This window comes from Agrobacterium fabrum str. C58 (genome assembly GCF_000092025.1).
GTDB lineage: Bacteria > Pseudomonadota > Alphaproteobacteria > Rhizobiales > Rhizobiaceae > Agrobacterium > Agrobacterium fabrum.
Genome location: NC_003063.2, coordinates 174,156 through 195,937, shown reverse-complemented (window position 1 = coordinate 195,937; position 21,782 = coordinate 174,156). Strand labels below are relative to the sequence as shown.

Below are 21,782 nucleotides of genomic sequence, written 5' to 3'. Positions count from 1 at the left end.
GTGAGCGATGCGGGCGGGGGGCAGGGATCGTTTAGTTGCCGGCGGCCTGCTTGATGGCGGCGTCACCACGCTCGACGATCTTGTCGAGGGCGGCTTTGGCGTCCTGCTTGCCGGCCAGCATCGCCTCGAACTCTTCGTTCATGATGTCGCGCACCTGCGGCAGGTTCACGAGGCGCACGCCCTTGGAGTTTTCTGTCGGCGGCTTGCCCATCATCTGCAGCAGCGGCGTTTCGCGGGCAGGGTTCTTGTCGTAGAAGCCGGATTTCTTGGTTTCCTCATAGGCCGCGATCGTCACTGGCATATAGCCGGAGACCTGATGCAGGCGAGACTGGATCTTGGTCTGCGAGAGGAAATGGAAGAATTCCGCCACGCCCTTATATTCGGCGTCGCTCTTGCCGCCGAACACCCAGAGGCTGGCGCCACCGGGAATCGTGTTTTGCGGCCCGTGGCCTTCATAATAGGGCAACTGACCGATGCCGTAATTCATGCCGGTCTTGACGATATCGCCGAGGCCGCCGGAGGATTCGGTCAGGATGCCGCATTCACCGGACATGAACAGCTGCTTGGCTTCGGAGGTGCGGCCGCCATAACGGAAGGTGCCATCCTTGGCGAGATCGGCAATGGCCTGGAAGTGTTCGACGAAGAGCGGCGCATTGACCGCAAGCTTCACATCGGTACCACCAAGCCCGTTTTCATTGCTGCCATAGGACACGTTGTTCCAGGCGGCGAAGTTCTCGGTCTGGATCCAGGTGAGCCAGGTGGAGGTGAAACCGCATTGTGCGGCACCGCTGGTCTTGATCTTCTTGGCGGCTTCGAAAACTTCCGGCCAGGTCTTCGGCGGGTTGGCGGCGTCGAGGCCTGCTTTCTGGAAGATGTCCTTGTTGTAATAGAGAATCGGCGAGGACGAATTATAGGGGAAGGACAGCATGGTGCCGTCGGGCTTGGAATAATAGGCGACGATGCCGGCCAGATATTCGTCCTTGTTGAAGGTATAGCCACCTTCCTTCAGCACGTCCGCCACCGGCTTGATGGCGCCGGCGGCGCCCATCATCACGCCGGAACCGGCGTCGAAGACCTGAATGATTGCTGGCGGCTGCTTGGCGCGGAAGGCGGCAATGCCGGCATTCAAGGTTTCCGGATAGGTGCCCTTGAAGACGGGCGTGATCTTGTAGTCTTTCTGGCTGTCGTTGAACTCTTTCGCAAGCGTGTCCACGACTTCGTTATTGGCGCCGGTCATGGCGTGCCACCACTGGATTTCCGTCGCAGCGAAAGCATTCGATGTGACAAAAAACGAAAGCGCGGATGCTGCAGCAAGGCGGTAGCTGAGTTTTTTCAAGGTCATTCCTCCCATTTTAAAAACAGTAAAAGATACAGCCCCTTATTGCAGCCTATCCTCCTCGATCCGGCTGCGGGCGATCTTTTCTGTATTAGCATTGCCGATTAAAAGCGAACTCTAACGAAAATGCAAGAGAACGTGGAACGATTAAAACGAAAGTGAATGGAATGGTTTTATTATTCCATTTTCGGGGCGTCTCGATTTTTTCGTGTGCTCGTTGGTATGACGCGATGAGGCAAGGTCATGCGGACAAACACCGTTATGGCAGAGCTCATTATATGTGGCGTGCATGAATGCTGTTGATATGTTATTACATTACATATTATGGTGCTGCGAATATGTGAATCGCAGGGTGCAGACGTGTTCGGAATCACACGAAAGAAGGCATTTGAACGCAAGGAGGATTCGGCTGTAGCGCCACCGGTTCAGACGGTGCCCGTCACCTTGCTCACCGGCTTTCTCGGTGCCGGCAAGACCACCTTGCTGAACGAGCTTCTGGCCGCGCCGGCCATGCGCGATGCGGCCGTCATCGTTAATGAATTCGGCTCGGTGCCCATCGATCACGGTCTGGTTCGAACCGGTTCGGAGCGTTATTTCCACACCACGACTGGCTGCATCTGCTGCACCGCCTCCAGCGATATCCGCACCTCGCTTTACGAATTGCATCAGGTCTCTCTCGAGGGGGTGATGCCTGAAATATCGCGGGTCGTGATCGAGACCACCGGCCTTGCCGATCCCGCACCGATCATCAACAGCCTGATTGCCGGCGGAACGCCGGCGCTTGGCCTGCGTGACCATATCGTTGCCCGCCACTTTCATCTTTCGGGCGTGGTCACGGTTTTTGATGTCATCTCGGGCCGGGCGATGCTCGACAGTTTCATCGAGGGCTGGAAACAGCTGGCCTTTGCCGATCACATCGTTCTTACCAAGACCGATCTCGCCGATGCGGCGGCAATCGACCAGAAGAGCCTCACCGATCTCAATCCCGCCGCCCACCTGCATGACCGCAACGCGGCCGATTTCGATCTCATGTCGCTTTTCTCAACGAAGGATTATTCGCTGCACGGCAAGACGGAGGACGTGCCGGGGTGGCTGGCCGCCGACAGGCTGAGCCTTCATGCCGGCCATGATCACGACATCAATCGCCATGGTGCCGGGGTAGAGGCCTTCGACCTCACCTTCGACGGCGCGCTCGATCCGCAGGCGATCGTCACCTTTCTCGAACTTGTCACCAGCAATGTGCATTCCGGCCTGCTGCGGCTCAAGGGAATTTTCGGCGCGACTGACGACCCGGAGCGGCCGGTTGTCGCCCACGCCGTGCAGCACCGGCTTTATCCCCTGATCCGGCTGGAAAGCTGGCCGGATGGCGATCGTTCGACCCGCATCGTCATGATCGGCATGGATGTGCCGCAACAGCCGATTCGCGACCTATTCAACGCATTGGCCGCGCAGGCGGGGCGAAAGGGCAGGGCATGAACAACCCGCTTGCACGCAGCGGTGCCGCGATCATCTCTAAGGCCCGCCTTGTGAAACAATGGGCGCGCGATTTGCTGCATCTTTGTGCCGAAGATATCGTCTCCGTCAGCGAGCTTTCCTGTGCGCTGCCGGATTGCCCGCCACGGGAAACGGTGATCGTTGTCCTGTTCGCCTGCGGCGAAACCAGGCAAATATCCATCCACAAGGCGCTGCTGGAAGTGGATCATGACGATATCGTGTGCGCCATTGCCGCGAATTCCGCCTGAGAACCCGTCTCCAACCGGCGGAGGCGCTTGACCGCCGCTTCCCTCATCCTCCACTTCAAGAGCGGCGGTGGGATTCTCGGACGATGAAGGGCAGGCAATGGCCGATCTGGCGGTATATGCGGGTTTGTTTCTGACGGCGTTCATCGCGGCGACCATTCTGCCCATGCAGTCGGAGGCGGCGCTTGCCGGTCTCATCCTGCTGAAATCCCAGCCTGTCTGGCTGCTCGTCGCCACGGCCAGCGTTGGCAATGTCGCCGGCTCTTTCGCAAACTGGCTGCTTGGGTGTGGCATCGAGCGTTTCCGGCATGAACGCTGGTTTCCCGTCGGGGAAGCTGCGCTGCAACGGGCGCAGAACTGGTACAGGCGTTACGGCAAATGGTCGCTTCTTCTAAGCTGGGCGCCGTTGATTGGTGATCCGCTGACCGTGGCAGCCGGGATCATGAAGGAACCGTTGCCGGTGTTTCTGCTGCTGGTCACCATTGCCAAGGTCGGGAGATACGTCGTGCTGGCGCTGCTGACGCTGAATTTTCTTTGAGCCAACCGTTGCTTCTCCCCGGGCGGGGAGAAGACTAAAACCGCTGCCGCTCGTATGAAATGCGGGCGGCGAGGGCAATCAGGCCGCCTGTCTATCCCAGTTCGCAAAGGGGTCGGGCAGGTGCCGCCAGGCGTCCGGCGTGAAGGCCTCAGTATCGATCAGGCAGGCATCCAGCTGCGCCCGGATGCGGGCCTCGCTCATCGGATCGGAACCGATGAACACGATTTCCTGCCGCCGGTCACCGAAGGTCGGGTCGAGATAGGGTTCCATCATGTCGAGGAACTGCTTTTCGCGCGGCCATTGTTCCCTGGGCACGGCGGACCACCACAAACCCATCTTGCCGGTGCGAACCAATGCGCCCGCCTGGCTGATCTCACCGACATAACGCGGCCGTGTCGCCAGCCAGAAGAAACCCTTGGCGCGCACCACGCCCGGCCAGGCACGATCGATGAAGCGCTGGAAGAGTACGGGGTCGAAGGGCTTTTTGGCGCGGTAAACGAAGGAGCGGATGCCATATTCCTCGGTCTCTGGAATGTGGTCCTTGAAGCCATGCAGCTCCTTGAACCAGAGGGGATGTTCTTCGGCCCTGGCGAAATCGAAGCGGCCGGTCCCCAGAACCTCCTTCAGTTCCACCTTGCCGAAATCCGCCTCGATGAGTTTTGCATCCGGGTTCAGCCCGACAATGATCTTGCGGGCCGCATCCCGTTCCTCCGGCGTGGCGGTGCCGATCTTGTTGAGGACGACCACATCGGCAAATTCGATCTGCTCTACCAGGAGGTCGACAATGGTGCGGTTGTCGCCATCACCCGCCGTTTCGCCCCGGTCGGCCAGAAAATCGGACGAACCGTAATCATTGAGAAGATTGGCGGCATCCACCACCGTCACCATCGTATCCAGCTGCGCAACATCCGACAGGCTGCGGCCGTTCTCATCGCGGAAATCGAAGGTGGCGGCCACGGGAAGTGGCTCGGCGATGCCGGTGGATTCGATCAGGAGATAATCGAATCGGCCCTGTTCGGCGAGCGCACGCACCTCGGTCAGAAGGTCATCGCGCAACGTGCAACAGATGCAGCCATTGGTCATTTCCACCAGCTGTTCCTCGGTGCGGGAAAGATTGGCGCCGCCATCGCGCACCAGCGCCGCATCGATGTTGATCTCGCTCATATCGTTGACGATCAACGCCACGCGCAGGCCATCGCGATTGGCGAGGATGTGGTTGAGAAGGGTGGTTTTGCCAGCGCCTAAAAAGCCGGAGAGGACGGTGACAGGGAGTTTTTTCATGGGGACCTCGTTCTGTGGCAACAGTCGCGTGGACGTCATGACGACCACGGCAGGCGATCTGGAAACGGAGGATTTTTGAAGTGCCGGTTCCAACTATGTAACGTAATAACATTACATATGTGCGACATGTCAACGGGCTTTGGAAAAAAAAGCATCTGCGCAAGAGTGAGGTATCTGCCCAACAGCGCGCCACTCTAACTTTCCAATAGTTAATGTTATTTCATTACATATTCATTTGACGAATGTAATAACATTACATATCAAGGGGCCAATGAATGAAATCCTGCCCCGGAGGGATCGATGAACGATCCGTGCCTCACTTTTACAAATCTGACGCTTGGATATGCCGGCCGTGCGGCTGTGCATCATCTGGATGGCGCTATCGCCAGGGGATCGCTCACCGCGGTTGTCGGCGCCAATGGCTCGGGAAAATCGACGCTCATGAAGGGCATCGCCGGCATCTTGAAACCGCTCGGCGGTGAGTGCCGGATCAGCTCAGGCATCTCCGTCGCCTATCTGCCGCAGCAGTCGGAACTCGACAGGTCGTTCCCGGCTCAGGTGCGCGATCTCGTTGCGCTGGGTCTCTGGCCCAAGCGCGGCCTGCTTGGCCGTCACCTTTCCCAGGACAAAGCGGCGATGGGCCGGGTGATGGAGGCGGTTGGGCTGTCCGGTTTTGAAAAGCGCAATATCGATTCGCTCTCCGGCGGCCAGATGCAACGCGCCCTGTTTGCCCGTGCCATGTTGCAGGATGCGCAGCTTATCCTGCTGGATGAACCCTTCAACGCCGTCGATGAGCGCACTGTCACTGATCTTCTGATGCTGATCAAGGCATGGGTTGCGGAAGGGCGCACGGTTCTCGCCGTCCTGCATGACCATCAGCTGGTGCGGCAGCATTTTCCACAGACCCTGTTCCTTGCCCGCAGGCTGGTCGGACTAGGGGCTACAGCCGATGTCTTGAAAGCGGAAAACATGCAGCAGGCGCGTCATTTCCACGAGGCATGGGCGGAAAATGCGCCGTGGTGCGGGCCGGGCGATGCGCCGATGACCGAACCGCTCGATGCAGGCCCGCGGACGGCGTCAGTCCATTCCCACCCTCACTCCCCCTCCCACGCAAATTCGAATGCCCATGGCTGATTTCTTCATCGAACCTTTCGTTCAATATGTCTTCATGCAGCGGGCGCTTGCCGGTGCGTTGATCCTTGCCATCAGCTGCGGGCCGGTCGGGGTGTTCCTGATGTTGCGGCGCATGAGCCTCACCGGCGACGCCATGTCGCACGCCATCCTGCCGGGCGCGGCGGTCGGATTTCTGTTTTACGGGCTGGAAATCCTGCCGATGACGATTGGCGGGCTGGTCGTTGGCCTCGTGGTGGCGCTGGGTGCCGGGGCGGTATCGCGTTTCACCGTCCAGAAGGAAGACGCCTCGCTTGCCGCCCTTTATCTGATTTCACTGGCGCTCGGCGTGCTGCTCGTTTCGTGGCGCGGCTCCAGCGTCGATCTCATGCATGTGCTGTTCGGCACGGTGCTGGCGCTGAACAACGAGGCGCTCGGTCTGATCGGCGGTATCTGCATCGTGACGCTGGTGGTGATGATCACCTTCTGGCGGGCGCTTCTGGCGGAATGCCTCGATCCCCTGTTCCTGCGCTCGGTCAGCAACTGGGGCAGCCCGGTGCATTTTCTGTTCCTCGCCATCGTCGTGCTTAATCTGGTTGGTGGCTTTCAGGCGCTTGGCACGCTGCTTTCGGTGGGCCTGATGATGTTGCCCGCCGCCGCCAGCCGGTTCTGGTCCAACCGCGTGGCACCCATGTGCTTCATCTCGATCGGCATCGGCATGGTCTCCTGCTTTGCCGGCCTCATCCTGTCCTATCACGCGTCGCTGCCATCCGGCCCGGCGATCGTCCTTTCGGCGGGCGTCATCTACGCGCTCTCTATTCTCGTCGGCACGCGCGGCGTGCTCGGCGATCTTCTCGGTTCCGGCCGCCACAGAACGGCCTGAAAACAGCGTTCGAAAAAGGAGAACCTTCATGTTCAGAACCTTCCGATTTGCCACCTGCGCAAGCCTTCTTACCATCTCGCCGGTGCTGATGGCGCAGGCTTCGGCTGCCGAACTCAAGGTCGTGGCCAGCTTCTCGATCATCGCCGATTTCGCCAAAAATGTCGGCGGCGACCGCGTCGAGATCACCACGCTCGTTGGACCGGATGGCGATGCGCATGTCTATGAACCGCGTCCGGCCGATGCCGTCGCCGTCAGCAAGGCGGATGTCGTTCTGGTCAATGGCCTGGAATTTGAAGGCTTTCTGAAGCGGCTGATCGACACCAGCGGCACCAAGGCCCCCGTCGTGGAGCTGACCAAAGGCGTGCAGCCATTGAAGCTTTCCGACGAGCCGGCCGGTCACGCCCACCCGGAAGCTGAGGAAGAAGGCCATGACCATAAGGCCGAAGAAGCCGGCCATAAACATGAGAAGGCCGAGGCCCATGATCACGGCCACGAGGGACATCATCACGGTGAATACGATCCACATGCCTGGCAGTCGATCAACAACGCCGAAATCTACGTGAAGAACATTGCTGGCGCATTTTGCGAAGTCGATAAGGCAGGTTGCACCACATACACCGCCAACTCGCAAGCCTATATCGCCAAGCTTGCCGCCCTGAACGAGAAGGTGAAGACCGAAATCGCCGCGATCCCGCCGGAAAGACGCGTCATCATTACCTCGCATGACGCCTTCGGTTATTTCGAGCACGCCTACGGCCTCAACTTCCTCGCGCCCGAGGGCATTTCGACGGAATCCGAAGCCTCGGCCGCCGATGTCGCCAAGCTGGTGGATCAGGTCAAACACGACAAGGCCTCGGCGATCTTTGTCGAAAACATCACCGACAAGCGGCTGATCGACCAGATCGCCAGCGAGACCGGCCTGAAGGTGGGTGGCACGCTCTATTCCGATGCGCTTTCCACCGCCGATGGCCCGGCCGCGACCTATATCGACATGATCAACCACAACATGAAGACGATTACGGCGGCCGTTCTCAGCCAGTAAAACGCACAGTTTCGGCGTGAATTAGGGGAGGGTGGCGTGCGCTGCCCTCTCTGCTTTTGTGGTGACCCCTGCCGCTTGCCGAGGAACGCGCTGCGGCATCGGAACGAAAGAATCCCTTCGCAATTGCCTGTTCCTTTAGCGATTTCCATTTCGGTGCTACACACCTCTTCATGTCCGATGCGCTCCACATCTTCACCGACGGCTCCTTCGACGATGCCACCCGATCCGGAGGATGGGCGTTCGTTGTTCATGAAGGGGGTGACCAGGTCCATTCCGCCACGGGCAAGGCGGCTGGCGCATCGAACAATAGTTTCGAGGTTCTCGCCGTCCTGAACGCCATGTCCTGGGTCGCCGCCGAAGCGCCCACGCGAGATGTCACGCTCTGGACGGATGCCGTTCATGTGATTGAGGGCTGCCGCCGCTACAGGGCGATCTGGCGCAACAACGGCTGGAAGCGGATCACGCCCAACCAGCGCGCCCGCCGAAGACCGATCCCCGACAGTGAAATCTGGCAGCAGCTCGACAAGCTGCTGGAGCGGCATCCCCATGTGGCCGTGGAATGGTGCAAAGGGCATTCCGGCTTGGTCGGCAATGAGCATGCCGATGCATTGGCGCGTGGTGTCGTCCAGACGACGGCGACTTAATCGGCGGCCATCAGTCGCCGTCATTCGGCACCTCAAGTTTCATTCCAGCCGCTCCCGGTCCCGACCCTTCCCCATCGAGCGGGTGCGCCGATATTTTACCGCACCGTCAACCCACTTAGCCACATGCGGTTACCTGAGCCGTATTCTTCGTTGCCTGTTGACAATCGATTTGCCCTTTGAAATGGTAAGATGTCAGACCAATTTAGAGGGTAAGTCTTGGACAGGTCCAGCCGGGAACTCATGCAGCCCATTCCGCCGAGCGACCGTGTGCGCCAGGTGGAGGCCGCGCTTTCCGACTATGTCGAGCGGGCAGGGCTGAAGGCAGGCGAACGGCTGCCGGCCGAGCGGGAGCTGATGGCGGCGCTGGGTGTCGGCCGCTCCACCATTCGCGAGGTCATCCGCAAATTTCAGGCGCTGGGCGTCATCGACAGCCGCAAGGGCAGCGGAAATTATCTGCTGAAGCCGATTTCCGCCGCCACCGTGCATATGCCGATTTCCATCGACGCCGAAAGCCTGCGCGATGCGCTGCTGATGACACTGGAAGTGCGGCGTGGCATTGAGGTCGAGGCATCGATGGCCGCCGCGCGCCGGCGCACGGCGGACGATATCGCCACCATGGAAGCGCGGCTCGATGAGATGGAGCGGGTGCATCTGGCCGAAGGCACCTCCGGCAAGGCCGACCTTGCCTTCCATCTGTCGATCTACGACGCCACACATAATTCGTTGTTCAAACAGCTGCTGGAGCAGATGCGTGAAGGTTTCGAACGCTTCTGGCTAAAGCCCTTCGATCGGCCGGATTTCGCCAGCCGCTCATTCCCCTTTCACCGCACGCTGTTTAACGCCATCGCCGCCGGCGATGCCGAAACCGCCCGTGAAGAAACACTGAAAATCCTCGCTGTCGTCGAGGAGGATATCAAGGACATGTCGAAATGAACCAAGGCAACGATCTCTTTGATCCCGCCTCCCTGATTGTCGCGCATGACGAGACCCACGCTTTCGAAGCCGTGGTGCCGCCTCTCGTGCAGACCTCGCTTTTCACCTTTTCCAGCTACGATGAAATGGTCTCCACCTATCGCGGTGAAAAGGTGCGACCGGTCTATACGCGCGGGCTTAACCCGACGGTGCGCATGTTCGAAGAAATGCTGGCCAGACTCGAAGGCGCTGAAGACGCGCTCGGTTTTGCCAGCGGCATGTCTGCTATCTCTTCCACCGTGCTGTCCTTCGTGTCGCCGGGCGACCGCATTGTCGCGGTGCGCCATGTCTATCCCGATGCCTTCCGCCTGTTCGGCACCTTCATGCAGCGCATGAATGTTGAGGTCGTCTATGTCGATGGTCGTGATGAGGCGGCGGTTGAAAAGGCGATGCCGGGCGCAAAGCTGTTCTACATGGAAAGCCCGACGAGCTGGGTGATGGAAGCCCATGATGTCGGTGCGCTGGCCGCCATCGGCAAACGGCATGGCGCGGTCACCGTCATCGACAATTCCTGGGCAAGCCCGGTCTTCCAGCAGCCGATCTCGCTTGGCGTCGATCTCGTCGTGCATTCGGCCTCGAAATATCTCGGCGGCCATAGCGATGTGGTCTCCGGCGTGGTGGCCGGTTCGAAGGCGATGATCGACCGCATCCGGGAGGAAACCTATCCCTATCTCGGTGGCAAGATGTCGCCTTTCGATGCGTGGCTGCTCATTCGCGGACTTCGCACCCTGCCGCTGCGCATGAAGGCGCATCAGGCTTCGGCGCTCGACATCGCAACCCGCCTGCAGGCGCTGGATGTGGTGGAGAAGGTCTGCCATCCGGGGCTGGCGAACCGCCTGCCGCCCGGCCTTCACGGCACGTCGGGCCTGTTTTCATTCATCTTCAAGGAAGGCGTGGATGTGCGGGCTTTTGCCGACCGCCTCCAGCTTTTCAAACTGGGCGTTTCCTGGGGCGGGCATGAAAGCCTGATCGTTCCGGGCGAAGTGGTGCTCGAACAGAAGGCGCAGCCAAACTCCGCCCACACGTTCGGCATCAGCGCGCGTTCGGTGCGCCTGCATGTCGGACTGGAGGGCACGGAAGCGCTCTGGAACGATCTCGAACCCGCGATCAAGGCGGCCTCAGCCGTCTGACGTGTTTTTAAACTGACGACAAAAAAGGGGAGAACGACATGAAAAAACTGGTAACAGCAGCAATCTTTACCGCCCTGATGACCGGAACGGCGCTGGCGGACACGACCTTGAAACTGGTCGAGGTCATCACCAGCCCGGAGCGCACCGAGACGCTGAAGGGCATCGTCTCGAAATTCGAGGCCGCCAATCCCGGCACCAAGGTGGAAATCATCTCGCTGCCGTGGAGCGAAGCCTTCCAGAAATTCGCCACCATGGTCTCGGCCGGCGATGTGCCTGATGTGATGGAAATGCCCGACACCTGGCTGTCGCTTTATGCCAATAACGGTATGCTGGAGAGCCTCGAACCCTATCTTGCCAAGTGGGAATACACCAAGGGTCTGAGCGAGCGCACGCTGGAACTTGGCCGCGATGTCAAAGAGACGGCCTATATGCTGCCTTACGGCTTCTACCTGCGCGCCATGTTCTACAACAAGAAACTGCTGGCCGAAGCCGGCGTGAAGGAACCGCCGAAGACGCTCGAGGAGTTTGCCGACGCCTCCAAGAAGGTCGCGGCACTGCCCGGCAAATACGGCTATTGCCTGCGCGGCGGCCCGGGTGGCCTGAACGGCTGGGTGATGTTCGGCGCATCCATGGCCGGTTCGAACGAGTTCTTCACCAAGGACGGCACCTCCACCTTCGACAGCCCCGGCTGGGTGAAGGGCCTGACCTATGTGATCGATCTCTACAAAAACGGGTTGGCGCCGAAGGACAGCGTCAACTGGGGCTTTAACGAGATCGTCGCCGGCTTTTATTCCGGCACCTGCGCCTTCCTCGATCAAGATCCGGATGCTCTTATTGCCATTGCCCAGCGCATGAAGCCCGAAGATTTCGGAGTCATGTCCATGCCGAAGGGACCCGACGGCAAGACCTTCCCGACCATCGGTTTTGCCGGCTGGTCGATCATGTCGGCCTCTGCCAACAAGGACCTCTCCTGGAAACTGGTCGAGACGCTCGAGGGGCCGGAAGGCAATATCGAGTGGAACAAGAAGACAGGCGCACTGCCGGTGCACAAGTCGGCGGAAAAGGACCCCTTCTATGCCAGCGAGCAGTTCAAGGGCTGGTTTGACGAGTTGGCCGACAAGAACGCCGTGCCGACGAAAATGCCGACCTATCTTGAGGAATTCGCCTTCTTCAAGGACTCGCTTGTCATCAAGACATCGCAGGAAGCGCTGCTCGGCGATATCACGCCGGAAGACCTCGCCAAGCAATGGGCTGATTACATGACGAAGGCGCAGCAGAAGTTCCTCGCCTCGAAATAAACGACTTGGGGCCGGCTGCGCGGGGGTAACCCGCGTGGCCGTTCTTCCGGGCTGCCAGAAAAGGCAGGCCGATTTGAAAACGTGCGGACCGGCTGGCCAGAGGCCATGAAAAACCTGGCTGCCCCGCCGTCCGATCAGGAGCGATCAATCATGTCCTATGCCCATGGCGCCGGACCCGTGGCCGCGCGCAACCGCGCCCGCAAGCCGGCAATGCGACGGTTTGCCGATTGGGCCGAACCCTGGCTCTACAGTGCGCCGGTGCTGGTGCTCATCGTTGCCGTCATGCTGGTGCCGCTGGTGCTCGGCCTGTCCTATGCGTTTCGCGACGTGCAGCTGCTCAACCCTTTTCCCGGCGGTTTCGTCGGCCTGAAACATCTGGAGGCACTGTCGCAGGACGCTGCCTTTTATCGGGCGCTGAAAAATACGCTGTGGTGGACGGGCGCTTCAGTTTTTCTGCAATTCTTCTTTGGCCTCATTCTGGCGCTGCTGCTCGATAAACCCTTTGCGGGCAGGGGGCTGGCGCAGGCGCTGGTATTCCTGCCATGGGCCGTGCCGACATTCCTTGCTGGCCTCAACTGGGCCTGGTTGTTCAACCCCGTCATCGGGCCGCTGCCGCACTGGATGGTTTCGCTCGGGCTGTTATCCGCACCCAACAATATTCTCGCCGATCCGCAGCTTGCCATGTGGGGGCCGATCATCGCCAATGTCTGGTGGGGCATTCCCTTCTTCGCCATTACCCTGCTGGCCGCACTTCAGGCCATCCCGCGCGATCTTTATGAAGCAGCGGAAATTGACGGGGCAAACCCGTTCCAGCGCTTCACCTCCATCACCCTGCCGTTTCTGGCGCCCACCATCGCCATCACGGTGCTGTTGCGCACCGTCTGGATCGCCAATTTCGCCGATCTCATCATCGTCATGACCAATGGCGGACCGGCGGACCGCACGCAGATCGTCGCCAGCTACATCTTCACGCAGGCCTTCCGGCGTCTCGATTTCGGTTATGCCTCGGCGATTGCACTGGTGCTGCTGGTCCTGCTTCTGGCCTATTCCATGCTGATTGTACTTTTGCGCCAGCGCCTGATCGAGAAGGACTGACCTATGGCATCAAAGATAGTCTTCACTTTTGCCCATCGTCTGGCGATCCTTGCCTATATCGTCTTTGCGCTGTTTCCGCTGTTCTGGCTGCTCAAGGTTTCGGTTACGCCTAACGACCTGCTTTACAGCGAAGGCGTCAGAATGTGGCCATCGCATGCGACGCTGGATCATTACCGTTACGTCATAGAAAACAGTGCCTTCCCGACGTTTTTTAAGAATAGCGTCATTGTTGCCGGCTCCACTGCACTTGCCGTAACGGTACTTTCCTCGCTGTCGGGTTATGCGCTGTCGCGTTTCCGCTTCAAGGGCAAATACTGGATCGTCGCGCTGATGCTGATCACCCAGATGTTCCCGCTGGTCATGCTGGTTGCGCCGATCTTCAAGATGCTGTCGCCGCTCGGCCTCACCAACAGCCTGACTGGCCTCGTCATCGTCTACACTGCGTTCAACGTGCCCTTTGCCACTTTCCTCATGCAGTCCTTCTTCGACGGCATTCCGAAGGATCTGGAGGAGGCGGCGATGATCGACGGGGCAAGCCGTTTCACGGCCTTCCGCCAGATCATCCTGCCGCTGACGCTGCCGGGCATTGCCGCGACGCTCGGTTTCGTTTTCACCGCCGCGTGGAGCGAGCTTCTGTTTGCGCTGATGCTGATTTCCGGCAACCAGAGCGCCACCTTCCCGGTTGGCCTTCTGACCTTCGTTTCCAAATTTTCCGTCGATTTCGGGCAGATGATGGCGGCGGGCGTTCTGGCGCTCATTCCGGCCTGCCTCTTCTTCCTGCTCATTCAACGTTATCTCGTGCAGGGCCTGACGGCCGGCGCGGTGAAAGGATAATTCCATGGCTTCCATCGAGCTGAAGAATGTCGGCAAGACCTATGGCGACCTCGCCGTGCTGCACGGCGTCGATCTTGATATCAGGGATGGCGAGTTCATCGTCCTCGTCGGCCCCTCCGGCTGCGGAAAATCGACGCTGCTGCGCATGATCGCCGGGCTTGAAGAGATAACATCCGGCGACCTGTCCATCGATGGCGAGCGGGTCAATGATCGCAGGCCGAAGGATCGCGACATCGCCATGGTGTTCCAGTCCTATGCGCTTTATCCTCATATGAGCGTTGCCGACAATATGAGCTACAGCCTGCGCCTGCGCCGCAGCACCAAGGAAACCATTGCGGCGGCGGTGGCCGGTGCTTCCGCCAAGCTCGGCCTCGACCCCTACCTCGCCCGCCGCCCGAAGGCGCTCTCCGGCGGCCAGCGCCAGCGCGTCGCCATGGGCCGCGCCATCGTGCGCCAACCCAAGGCGTTCCTGTTCGACGAACCACTTTCCAACCTCGATGCGCGGCTGCGCGAACAGATGCGTGCCGAAATCAAGCGCATGCATGCCGATCTCGGAGCCACCTCGGTCTACGTCACCCATGATCAGATCGAGGCAATGACGCTCGCATCCCGTATCGTCGCCATGAATGCCGGCCATGTGCAGCAGATCGGCGCGCCGCTCGATCTTTATGATCGCCCCGCCAATCTGTTCGTCGCCGGTTTCATCGGGTCTCCGGGCATGAATTTCCTCGAAGGGCGGCTCGGGCAGGAGAATGGCCGCAGTTTCGTCGTGCTGGGTGACGGCACGCGCCTTGCGCTTGGCCGGGAAGTAGACCTCGCCGATGGCGAGCCGGTCACGCTGGGCATCCGCCCGGAACATGTCACCGTTGCGCCGGCTGATGGCGGCGTCGAAGCGACGGTCGATCTGGTCGAGCCGACCGGCCTAGGCATTATCCTGCATCTGACCGTGCATGGATTGCCCTTCAAGCTGTTTTCGTCCGATCGGGCGCTGTTGCAACCGGGCAAGTCGCTGCGGGTCGGTTTCCCGCAGGAACGGCTGCATGTCTTTGACCGAAACGGTGTCAGGATCAACGAGGCCTGAACTTAAGGCCTCATATAGCGATGCCCTTGTCATCGAATCTGTGGATTTTGGTATCATCGGGTGTGATGAAGACGGTATCGCCGTGTTTGCATTCGAATTCACCGTCGGTCCTGGCGGTGATGGGGCCGATGCCTGACACCTCGAGATGCAGGAAGGTATCGGAGCCGAGATGTTCGGCAACCGTCACCTTGCCCTGCCACAGGCCGGTTTCTTTCGACAGCGTCAGATGTTCGGGCCGCACGCCGGCGGTGGTGGCGTTCTTGCTGCGGGCATAATCGCCGGTCATCAGGTTCATGCGCGGCGAGCCGATGAAGCCGGCGACGAACAGGTTGGCGGGCGAGCGGTAAAGCTGCATCGGCGAGCCGACCTGCTCGATATTGCCCCGGTTGAGGACCACGATCTTGTCGGCCATGGTCATGGCTTCCACCTGGTCGTGGGTGACATAGATCATCGTCGTCTTCAGCGTGTTGTGCAGCTCGGAGATTTCCAGCCGCATGGTGCCGCGCAAAGCCGCATCGAGGTTGGAGAGCGGCTCGTCGAACAGGAAGGCCTTGGGTTCGCGCACGATGGCGCGGCCGATGGCGACGCGCTGGCGCTGGCCGCCCGACAGCTGCGAGGGCCGGCGCTCCAGATAATCGGTGAGGTTGAGAATGCGGGCGGCATCCCCGACCTTCTTGTCGATGACGGCCTTGTCGAGCTTGGCCATCTTCAGCGGGAAGGCGATGTTGTTGCGCACGCTCATATGCGGATAGAGCGCATAGGACTGGAACACCATGGCAAGGCCGCGCTCGGCCGGCGCCTTTTCGGTGGCGTCGTTGCCGTCGATGACGATTTTGCCCCCGGAGACGTCTTCCAGCCCGGCAATCAGCCGCAGAAGCGTCGACTTGCCGCAGCCGGACGGGCCGACGAAGACGACGAATTCGCCGTCGTTGATATCCAGATCGATCGACGGGATGACTTTCGCCTCACCGAAGAGCTTGGACACGTTCTGAAGGGAAATGCTGCCCATGTTTGTCGTTCCTTATTTCACGGCGCCAAAGGTCAGGCCACGCACGAGTTGTTTCTGCGAGAACCAGCCGATGACGAGAATGGGGGCGATCGCCATCATCGAGGCGGCCGAGAGCTTTGCCCAGAACAGCCCCTGCGGTGAGGAGAACGAGGCGATGAAGGCCGTCAGCGGTGCTGCATTGGTGGTCGTCAGCCGGATGGTCCAGAAGGATTCGTTCCAGGCAAGGATGACGTTCAGAAGCAGCGTCGAGGCAATGCCCGGCACCGCCATCGGGGTCAGCACATGCACGATCTCGTTCCAGAGCGAGGCACCATCCATGCGGGCGGCTTCCAGAATCTCGCCGGGGATTTCGCGGAAGTAGGTATAAAGCATCCACACCACGATCGGCAGGTTGATGAAGGTGAGCATGACGGTGAGCCCGATGCGGGTATCGAGCAGGCCGGCATTGCGGAAGATCAGGTAGATCGGCACCAGCACCGCCACCCCCGGCATCATCTTGGTGGAGAGCATCCACATCAAGATGTCCTTGGTGCGTTTTGTCGGCGAGAACGCCATCGCCCAGGCGGCGGGAATGGCGATGATCAGCGCGATGATGGTCGAGCCGAGCGACAGCACGACCGAGTTCATGAACGGCTTGAAGTAATCGCGCTGGGTCTGGACGGTGATGTAGTTTTCGAGCGTACCCGATGGAAGGAGGCTGAAGCCTGCGATCGCCTCCGGCTCGGTCTTGATCGAGGTGAGGAAGGCGTAAAGGATCGGGAAGAACAGCAAGAGCGCCACGGCCCATGCCGCGATGGAAAAGCCGATCTTTGCGCGTGTGGTTGTCTTGCGGGCCATGATCGGTTCTCCTTAACGGTCCAGATTCTTGCCGACGGCGCGCATCAGGAAGATGGCGACGATATTGGCGAGTACGACGGCGATGATGCCACCGGCCGAAGCGCCGCCGACGTCGTAGCCTAAAAGCGCAGTGCGATAGATGAGGAAGGCAAGGTTGGTGGAGGCATAACCCGGGCCGCCATTGGTGGTGACGAGGATTTCCGCGTAGACGCCGAGCAGGAAGATCGTCTGGATGAGGATGACGACGGTGATGGCGCGGGCAAGATGCGGCAGGGTCAGATAGATGAAGCGGTTGACGAAGTTGGCACCATCCATCTCGGCCGCTTCCTTCTGCTCGCCATCAAGCGACTGCAGCGCGGTGAGCAGGATCAGGGTGGCAAAGGGCAGCCATTGCCAGGCAACGATGATGATGATCGACAGCAGCGGAAACTGCGCAAACCAGTCGACCGGCTGCAGGCCGAAGAAACGGGAGAGATCGGCAAGCACGCCATAACCGGGATGCATGATCATGTTCTTCCACACCAATGCGGCGACCGGCGGCATGACGAAGAAGGGCGAGATGATCATGATGCGCACGATGCCCTGACCAAAGATGTCATTGTCGAGAAGCAGCGCAATGGCGATGCCGCCGACGACGGTGATCAGCAGCACGCCGCCGACGATCAGCAGCGTGTTCCAGATCGACTGGAAGAAGGCCGGGTCGGTGTAGAAATACTGGTAATTGAACAGACCCGCAAAGCTGACATTGGCCGGGTTGAGGAGATTGTAGTTCTGGAACGAGAACCACAACGTCATCGCCAAAGGCACGATCATCCACACCAGCAAAAGCAGAACCGAAGGCGCAAGCATCACCCGCGCTAACCCGCTCGTGTTTCGTGTTGCCATTGGTAGTCCTCCCTCACGGATATAGTTATAAGTTTGAGCGGGATTTCAGGTGAAAACCGCTCACACTTCCCCCATTTCGCTCCGGCGGCCCCTGCCGCAGGGGCATCCGGATTATGATTGCCGTCAGTGGCGGCCTTCGCCCGTCGCCGCGTGATAGGTCGCCAGCACCTGATCCACCGCCGCGACCAGAACCTCCTCCGGTTCCTTTCCCGCAACCGCCGCGAGCGGCAATTCGCCGAGATATTGGCGCAGCAGGGTTTCGGGAATTGTCTTCCCATCCAGTGCCTTATGCAAGGTGGAAACGGCCGCGAGCGCTTCCGGTCGCGTCCAGTAGTAACGGATGCGGTCGCTGTAGCTGTAATGGCGTTGCAATCGGAGCGTGATGTCGTCGCCATGGTAATGGCCCTGCCAGTCGCCCGGCGCGCTTAACATCAATTTTTCCATAGTCCGCGCCAGCGGTCGGTCGCCATAGGTGCCGACCATTTCGGAGGCGATCATGTCGAGTGCATAAAGCGCTTCCCGGTAAGCGAAGGTGAGGCCCGGTCCAACTTTGAGGATCGGATATCCGTCGCGTACCAGTGCCGCAAGGGCAGGCTCGGTCTGGTAATCGGTCGAATGGGCTTCGAAGACCAGTCGCGGTTCGCCATCCAGCACGGCGCTCAGGCTCTGCGCTGCCTGCGGATCATAAGCGACGACATTGTCGCTGCCGAATTCCACACCCGGCTGCACGACAAAGGCGATGACCCGTTCGAACGCATCGGAAAGACCGTGCTGCGCAAAGATTTCGCGATGAAGATCGATGGTGTTGCGCGCCGCCTGCGGTTCGGTCGGTGCGACGGTCTCAAGCACATGGTCGGCACCGCCGGGCACCGGCACTTCGGTGCCCAGAATATAAAGCGGTTTTGGCAGGCCAGCCTCAGTGGCTGCCTTTTCGGCAACGGCTGTGAGTTTCGCGGCGCGGTGGGCGATGGTGACGTCATCCAGGGCTGCCGGCTCACCGGCGCAGCCCATCGATGCATCAAGGTGGATCTTGCGAAAACCAGCTGTGACATAGGCGTCGACCATGGCGGCGGCTTTTGTCAGCGCGTCCTCGGCCTTCTCCCTGCGCCAGGGATTGGGGCCGAGATGATCGCCGCCAAAGATCAGCAGTTCGGCGGGCAGTCCTTCTTCCGCGGCGATGCTGTTGACGAAGGCAACGAAGTCACGCGGTGTCATGCCGGTATAACCACCGAGATGATTGACCTGATTGCAGGTGGCCTCGATCAGTACGGCCGTTTGACTGGCGGCGGCGCGGCGGATTGCGGCGCGCAGGACAACGGGGTGGGCCGAGCAGACCGAAGTGATGCCCGCAGGTTTGCCGGCGCGGCGCGCGGCGGCGAGATTTTCCAAAATGGCGGTCATAGGACTTCCTCCGACAATTGCGCGGCCATGAAGGCGTCGAGTTCGGCAAGGCTGGCAGCGCCCTCCATCGGGCCGCGCTTTGTGACGTTGTGCGCGCCGGAGGCGTTGGCATAGACAAGCGCTTTTCCTGGACGCATGCCGAGGCGGCGGCAGGTGAGGTAGGTTGCGCCGAAACAGTCGCCGGCACCGGTCGGGTCGATTTCCTCCACTTCAAGGCCGGGGGCGTCGATGCGCCCATGGGCGCGGCTGAAATGGCTTGCGCCGTTTGCACCGCGTTTCAGCACGATCTCGCCGATACCGGCGGCGAGCAGCTTTTCTATCGCTGCTTCCTCATCGTCCAGACCGGAGGCGGCCTGAAGTTCCTCGCCTGACGGCAGCAGGAGATCGGTGACGGCAAGCAGATCGTCTATCAGTCTGCGGCCTTCATCGCCCTGCGCCAGTTCCTTGCGGATATTCGGATCGAATGATACCGAACCGCCGCGCGCTTTGACGCTTTTAACGGCCTCGAGAATGATCGCGCCAATGCCGGCAATCGCGAAGGCCGATCCCATGATGTGCACATGGCCCGCCTTTTCGATGAGCGCCTGCGCCTCATCCGTCATCCGTGTTTCGCTGGCCGCCGAATGGGCGATGTTGAAAACGAAATCCCGCGCGCCGTTTTCCCGGTAACGCACGAAGGCGCTGCCGGTCGGGCGGTCCGCTATGGTGGTGATGGCCGAGACATCGACGCCGTCGCGGCGCAGCCGCTCGATGTTGAGGCGGCCGAAATCATCGTCGCCGACAGCCGCGATGATGCCGGCGGTTCCGCCGCAACGCGCCACCTGATCGATGAAGATGGCGGGCGCGCCGCTCGGAAAGGGGCCGATCAGCGTCTGCGGCTCCAGAAAACCGTCGCCCACCGTCGTCGCCATGATCTCCACGAGGATTTCGCCAGCCGTGACGGTGGGTCCATTCGTATGCGGCGCCAGTACGGATGCCTGCCTCATCGTCTCCTCCATAAGCATGTGCCGCCACCCTGCCGGGCGGATGCAATTCCGGTCTGTTATTTTCTCGGATATCAGTTTAAGTTTACGCGCGTCAATATATTAATTGATGGGAAATCTGCTGCGATGCAGCAATGTAAATACGCAACATAATAAATTCTATCGTCAATGTATTCGTATAAACAGTGATTTAATCTCAATATGGAAGGCTCGATAGTGCCGTCATATATTTTTGGATATTGACAACGGACGCGAATTTACGAGATAAAAATTTACGCATGTATTGTTGTGCGTGGACATCCGTAAAGGAGGAGCGGGTCTCATGAGCAAATTCATTGGAATTCTGTCGTCGTCTGTGGTGGGAGTAGGCCTTTTGGCCGGGATGGCGCAGGCTGAAGAAATCAACGTCGCCACCGTCAATAACGGCGACATGATCATCATGCAGAAGCTTTCCAGCGCCTGGGAGAAGGAAACAGGAAACAAGATCAACTGGATCGTGCTGGAAGAGAATGTTCTTCGCGAACGCGTCACCACCGATATCGCCACCAATGGCGGCCAGTTCGACATCATGACCATCGGCGGTTACGAAGCGCCGATATGGGGCAAGCAGGGTTGGCTGGCGCCGGTCGACGATCTCGGCGACGATTACGATTACGCCGATCTGCTCGATCCGATCAAGAAAGGCCTGACGGTGGACGGCAAGCTTTACGCCGTGCCGTTCTATACCGAAAGCTCGTTCACGCTTTATCGCAAGGACCTGTTCGACGCCGCCGGTCTCAAGATGCCTGATAATCCGACCTACGACCAGATCAAGGATTTTGCCGCCAAGCTGACGGACAAGTCGAAACAGCAATATGGCATCTGCCTGCGCGGCAAGCCGGGCTGGGGCGAGAACATGGCGTTCCTTGGCACCATGATCAACACCTATGGCGGCCGCTGGTTCGACATGGACTGGAAACCGCAGCTGACGAGCGCGCCATGGAAAAAGGCGATTGCGGATTATGTGGCGCTGATGACCTCTTACGGCCCGCCCGGTGCGGCCGCCAACGGCTTCAACGAGAACCAGACGCTGTTTTCCTCCGGCCGCTGCGCCATGTGGATCGACGCCACCTCGGCGGCGGGCCGCGTTTATGATCCCAAACAGAGCCAGGTCGCCGACAAGACCGGTTTCACGCGCGCGCCGGTCGAGGTAACGCCGAACGGCTCGAGCTGGTCGTGGTCCTGGAACCTCGCCATTCCAAACAGCACGAAGAAGCTTGAAACCGCCAAGTCCTTCGTTAAATGGGCGACATCCAAGGCCTATGTGAAGACGGTTGGCGAAAGCGAGGGCTGGGTGGCTGTGCCGCCAGGCACGCGCAAATCCACCTATGAGCTGCCGGAATACAAGAAGGCGGCGCCCTTTGCGGATACAGTGCTGAAGGCGATCATGTCTGCTGATCCGTCCAAGCCGACCAAGGATCCGGTGCCCTATACCGGTGTGCAATTCGTCGCCATACCGGAGTTCCAGTCCATCGGCACGGTTGTCGGCCAGCAAATCGCGGCAGCCCTTTCCGGCCAGCAGACCGTCGATGCGGCGCTTGAAGGCGCGCAGAAGCAGGTCGAACGTGACATGACCCGCGCGGGCTACATCAAGTAGCCGCGTCCTCCCGGCGTGCCGCCCGTTCGCCTTCTGGTGGCGGGCGGC

The 21,782-nt window shown here is 59.9% G+C and carries 21 protein-coding genes; 14 read left to right on the top strand and 7 right to left on the bottom strand.

What is annotated here, in order from left to right; translation table 11 throughout:
* Positions 1-31: 31 nt before the first annotated feature.
* Positions 32-1,342 carry a sn-glycerol-3-phosphate ABC transporter substrate-binding protein UgpB gene (gene ugpB, locus ATU_RS14700; RefSeq protein ID WP_006314481.1) on the bottom strand — a complete coding sequence of 437 codons (1,311 nt, stop codon included), beginning with the start codon at positions 1,340-1,342 and terminating at the stop codon, positions 32-34.
* A 318-nt stretch (positions 1,343-1,660) separates the two neighbouring features.
* Between ugpB and ATU_RS14695 the strand changes: the two genes are divergently transcribed.
* The 3 genes from ATU_RS14695 to ATU_RS14685 all read left to right on the top strand — a co-directional run bounded on the left by ATU_RS14695 (position 1,661) and on the right by ATU_RS14685 (position 3,613).
* Positions 1,661-2,812 carry a CobW family GTP-binding protein gene (locus ATU_RS14695; protein ID WP_046033624.1) on the top strand — a complete coding sequence of 384 codons (1,152 nt, stop codon included), beginning with the start codon at positions 1,661-1,663 and terminating at the stop codon, positions 2,810-2,812.
* Positions 2,809-3,078 (top strand): hypothetical protein, encoded by a 270-nt coding sequence (locus tag ATU_RS14690; RefSeq protein ID WP_010972827.1) that lies wholly within the window; start codon positions 2,809-2,811, stop codon positions 3,076-3,078. Before ATU_RS14695 ends, ATU_RS14690 begins: the two co-directional genes overlap by 4 nt.
* Positions 3,079-3,175: 97 nt before the next feature.
* Positions 3,176-3,613: a YqaA family protein gene (locus ATU_RS14685; RefSeq protein ID WP_010972826.1), complete on the top strand. Its 438-nt coding sequence runs from the start codon at positions 3,176-3,178 to the stop codon at positions 3,611-3,613.
* A gap of 78 nt (positions 3,614-3,691) precedes the next feature.
* Here ATU_RS14685 and zigA read toward each other — a convergent pair whose 3' ends face one another.
* Positions 3,692-4,894: a zinc metallochaperone GTPase ZigA gene (zigA, locus tag ATU_RS14680; protein WP_010972825.1), complete on the bottom strand. Its 1,203-nt coding sequence runs from the start codon at positions 4,892-4,894 to the stop codon at positions 3,692-3,694.
* Between the two features lie 300 nt (positions 4,895-5,194).
* Here zigA and aztA point away from each other — a divergent pair, with 300 nt between their 5' ends.
* From aztA to ATU_RS14630, 10 genes are all read left to right on the top strand, one after another.
* Positions 5,195-6,028: a zinc ABC transporter ATP-binding protein AztA gene (aztA, locus tag ATU_RS14675; protein ID WP_010972824.1), complete on the top strand. Its 834-nt coding sequence runs from the start codon at positions 5,195-5,197 to the stop codon at positions 6,026-6,028.
* Complete coding sequence (aztB, locus tag ATU_RS14670) at positions 6,021-6,887, top strand: zinc ABC transporter permease AztB (protein WP_010972823.1); 867 nt, start codon at positions 6,021-6,023, stop codon at positions 6,885-6,887. The genes aztA and aztB overlap by 8 nt, the downstream gene beginning before the upstream one ends.
* Positions 6,888-6,915: 28 nt before the next feature.
* Positions 6,916-7,929, top strand: coding sequence for a zinc ABC transporter substrate-binding protein AztC (gene aztC, locus ATU_RS14665; RefSeq protein ID WP_010972822.1), 1,014 nt, complete (start codon positions 6,916-6,918; stop codon positions 7,927-7,929).
* 170 nt (positions 7,930-8,099) lie between these two features.
* Positions 8,100-8,573: a ribonuclease H family protein gene (locus tag ATU_RS14660; protein ID WP_010972821.1), complete on the top strand. Its 474-nt coding sequence runs from the start codon at positions 8,100-8,102 to the stop codon at positions 8,571-8,573.
* 240 nt (positions 8,574-8,813) lie between these two features.
* On the top strand, positions 8,814-9,506 hold the full coding sequence (locus tag ATU_RS14655) for a FadR/GntR family transcriptional regulator (RefSeq protein WP_006314470.1): 693 nt from the start codon (positions 8,814-8,816) through the stop codon (positions 9,504-9,506).
* Positions 9,503-10,675, top strand: a complete 1,173-nt coding sequence (locus tag ATU_RS14650) for a PLP-dependent transferase (RefSeq protein ID WP_010972819.1) — start codon at positions 9,503-9,505, stop codon at positions 10,673-10,675. The genes ATU_RS14655 and ATU_RS14650 overlap by 4 nt, the downstream gene beginning before the upstream one ends.
* Positions 10,676-10,713: 38 nt before the next feature.
* On the top strand, positions 10,714-11,973 hold the full coding sequence (locus ATU_RS14645; RefSeq protein WP_010972818.1) for an ABC transporter substrate-binding protein: 1,260 nt from the start codon (positions 10,714-10,716) through the stop codon (positions 11,971-11,973).
* A 150-nt stretch (positions 11,974-12,123) separates the two neighbouring features.
* Positions 12,124-13,068, top strand: a complete 945-nt coding sequence (locus ATU_RS14640; RefSeq protein WP_035257563.1) for a carbohydrate ABC transporter permease — start codon at positions 12,124-12,126, stop codon at positions 13,066-13,068.
* Between the two features lie 3 nt (positions 13,069-13,071).
* A complete protein-coding gene (locus ATU_RS14635; RefSeq protein WP_010972816.1) occupies positions 13,072-13,902 on the top strand; it encodes a carbohydrate ABC transporter permease in 831 nt (276 codons plus the stop codon).
* Positions 13,903-13,906: 4 nt separating this feature from the next.
* Positions 13,907-14,983 carry an ABC transporter ATP-binding protein gene (locus tag ATU_RS14630; protein WP_010972815.1) on the top strand — a complete coding sequence of 359 codons (1,077 nt, stop codon included), beginning with the start codon at positions 13,907-13,909 and terminating at the stop codon, positions 14,981-14,983.
* 10 nt (positions 14,984-14,993) lie between these two features.
* Here the strand turns inward: ATU_RS14630 and ATU_RS14625 are convergent, their stop codons facing one another.
* The 5 genes from ATU_RS14625 to ATU_RS14605 all read right to left on the bottom strand — a co-directional run bounded on the left by ATU_RS14625 (position 14,994) and on the right by ATU_RS14605 (position 20,119).
* A complete protein-coding gene (locus ATU_RS14625; protein WP_010972814.1) occupies positions 14,994-15,992 on the bottom strand; it encodes an ABC transporter ATP-binding protein in 999 nt (332 codons plus the stop codon).
* A gap of 12 nt (positions 15,993-16,004) precedes the next feature.
* Positions 16,005-16,829, bottom strand: coding sequence for a carbohydrate ABC transporter permease (locus ATU_RS14620; RefSeq protein ID WP_006313219.1), 825 nt, complete (start codon positions 16,827-16,829; stop codon positions 16,005-16,007).
* A 12-nt stretch (positions 16,830-16,841) separates the two neighbouring features.
* Positions 16,842-17,714: a carbohydrate ABC transporter permease gene (locus ATU_RS14615; RefSeq protein WP_010972813.1), complete on the bottom strand. Its 873-nt coding sequence runs from the start codon at positions 17,712-17,714 to the stop codon at positions 16,842-16,844.
* A gap of 123 nt (positions 17,715-17,837) precedes the next feature.
* On the bottom strand, positions 17,838-19,115 hold the full coding sequence (locus tag ATU_RS14610) for a D-tagatose-bisphosphate aldolase, class II, non-catalytic subunit (protein ID WP_010972812.1): 1,278 nt from the start codon (positions 19,113-19,115) through the stop codon (positions 17,838-17,840).
* The gene (locus ATU_RS14605; protein ID WP_035257467.1) at positions 19,112-20,119 is read right to left on the bottom strand and encodes a tagatose kinase; all 1,008 of its coding nucleotides are present in this window, start codon (positions 20,117-20,119) and stop codon (positions 19,112-19,114) included. The genes ATU_RS14610 and ATU_RS14605 overlap by 4 nt, the downstream gene beginning before the upstream one ends.
* 301 nt (positions 20,120-20,420) lie before the next feature.
* On the opposite strand from ATU_RS14605, the gene ATU_RS14600 reads away from it, so the two are divergent.
* Positions 20,421-21,734, top strand: coding sequence for an ABC transporter substrate-binding protein (locus ATU_RS14600; protein WP_035257469.1), 1,314 nt, complete (start codon positions 20,421-20,423; stop codon positions 21,732-21,734).
* The last annotated feature ends 48 nt before the right edge of the window (positions 21,735-21,782 follow it).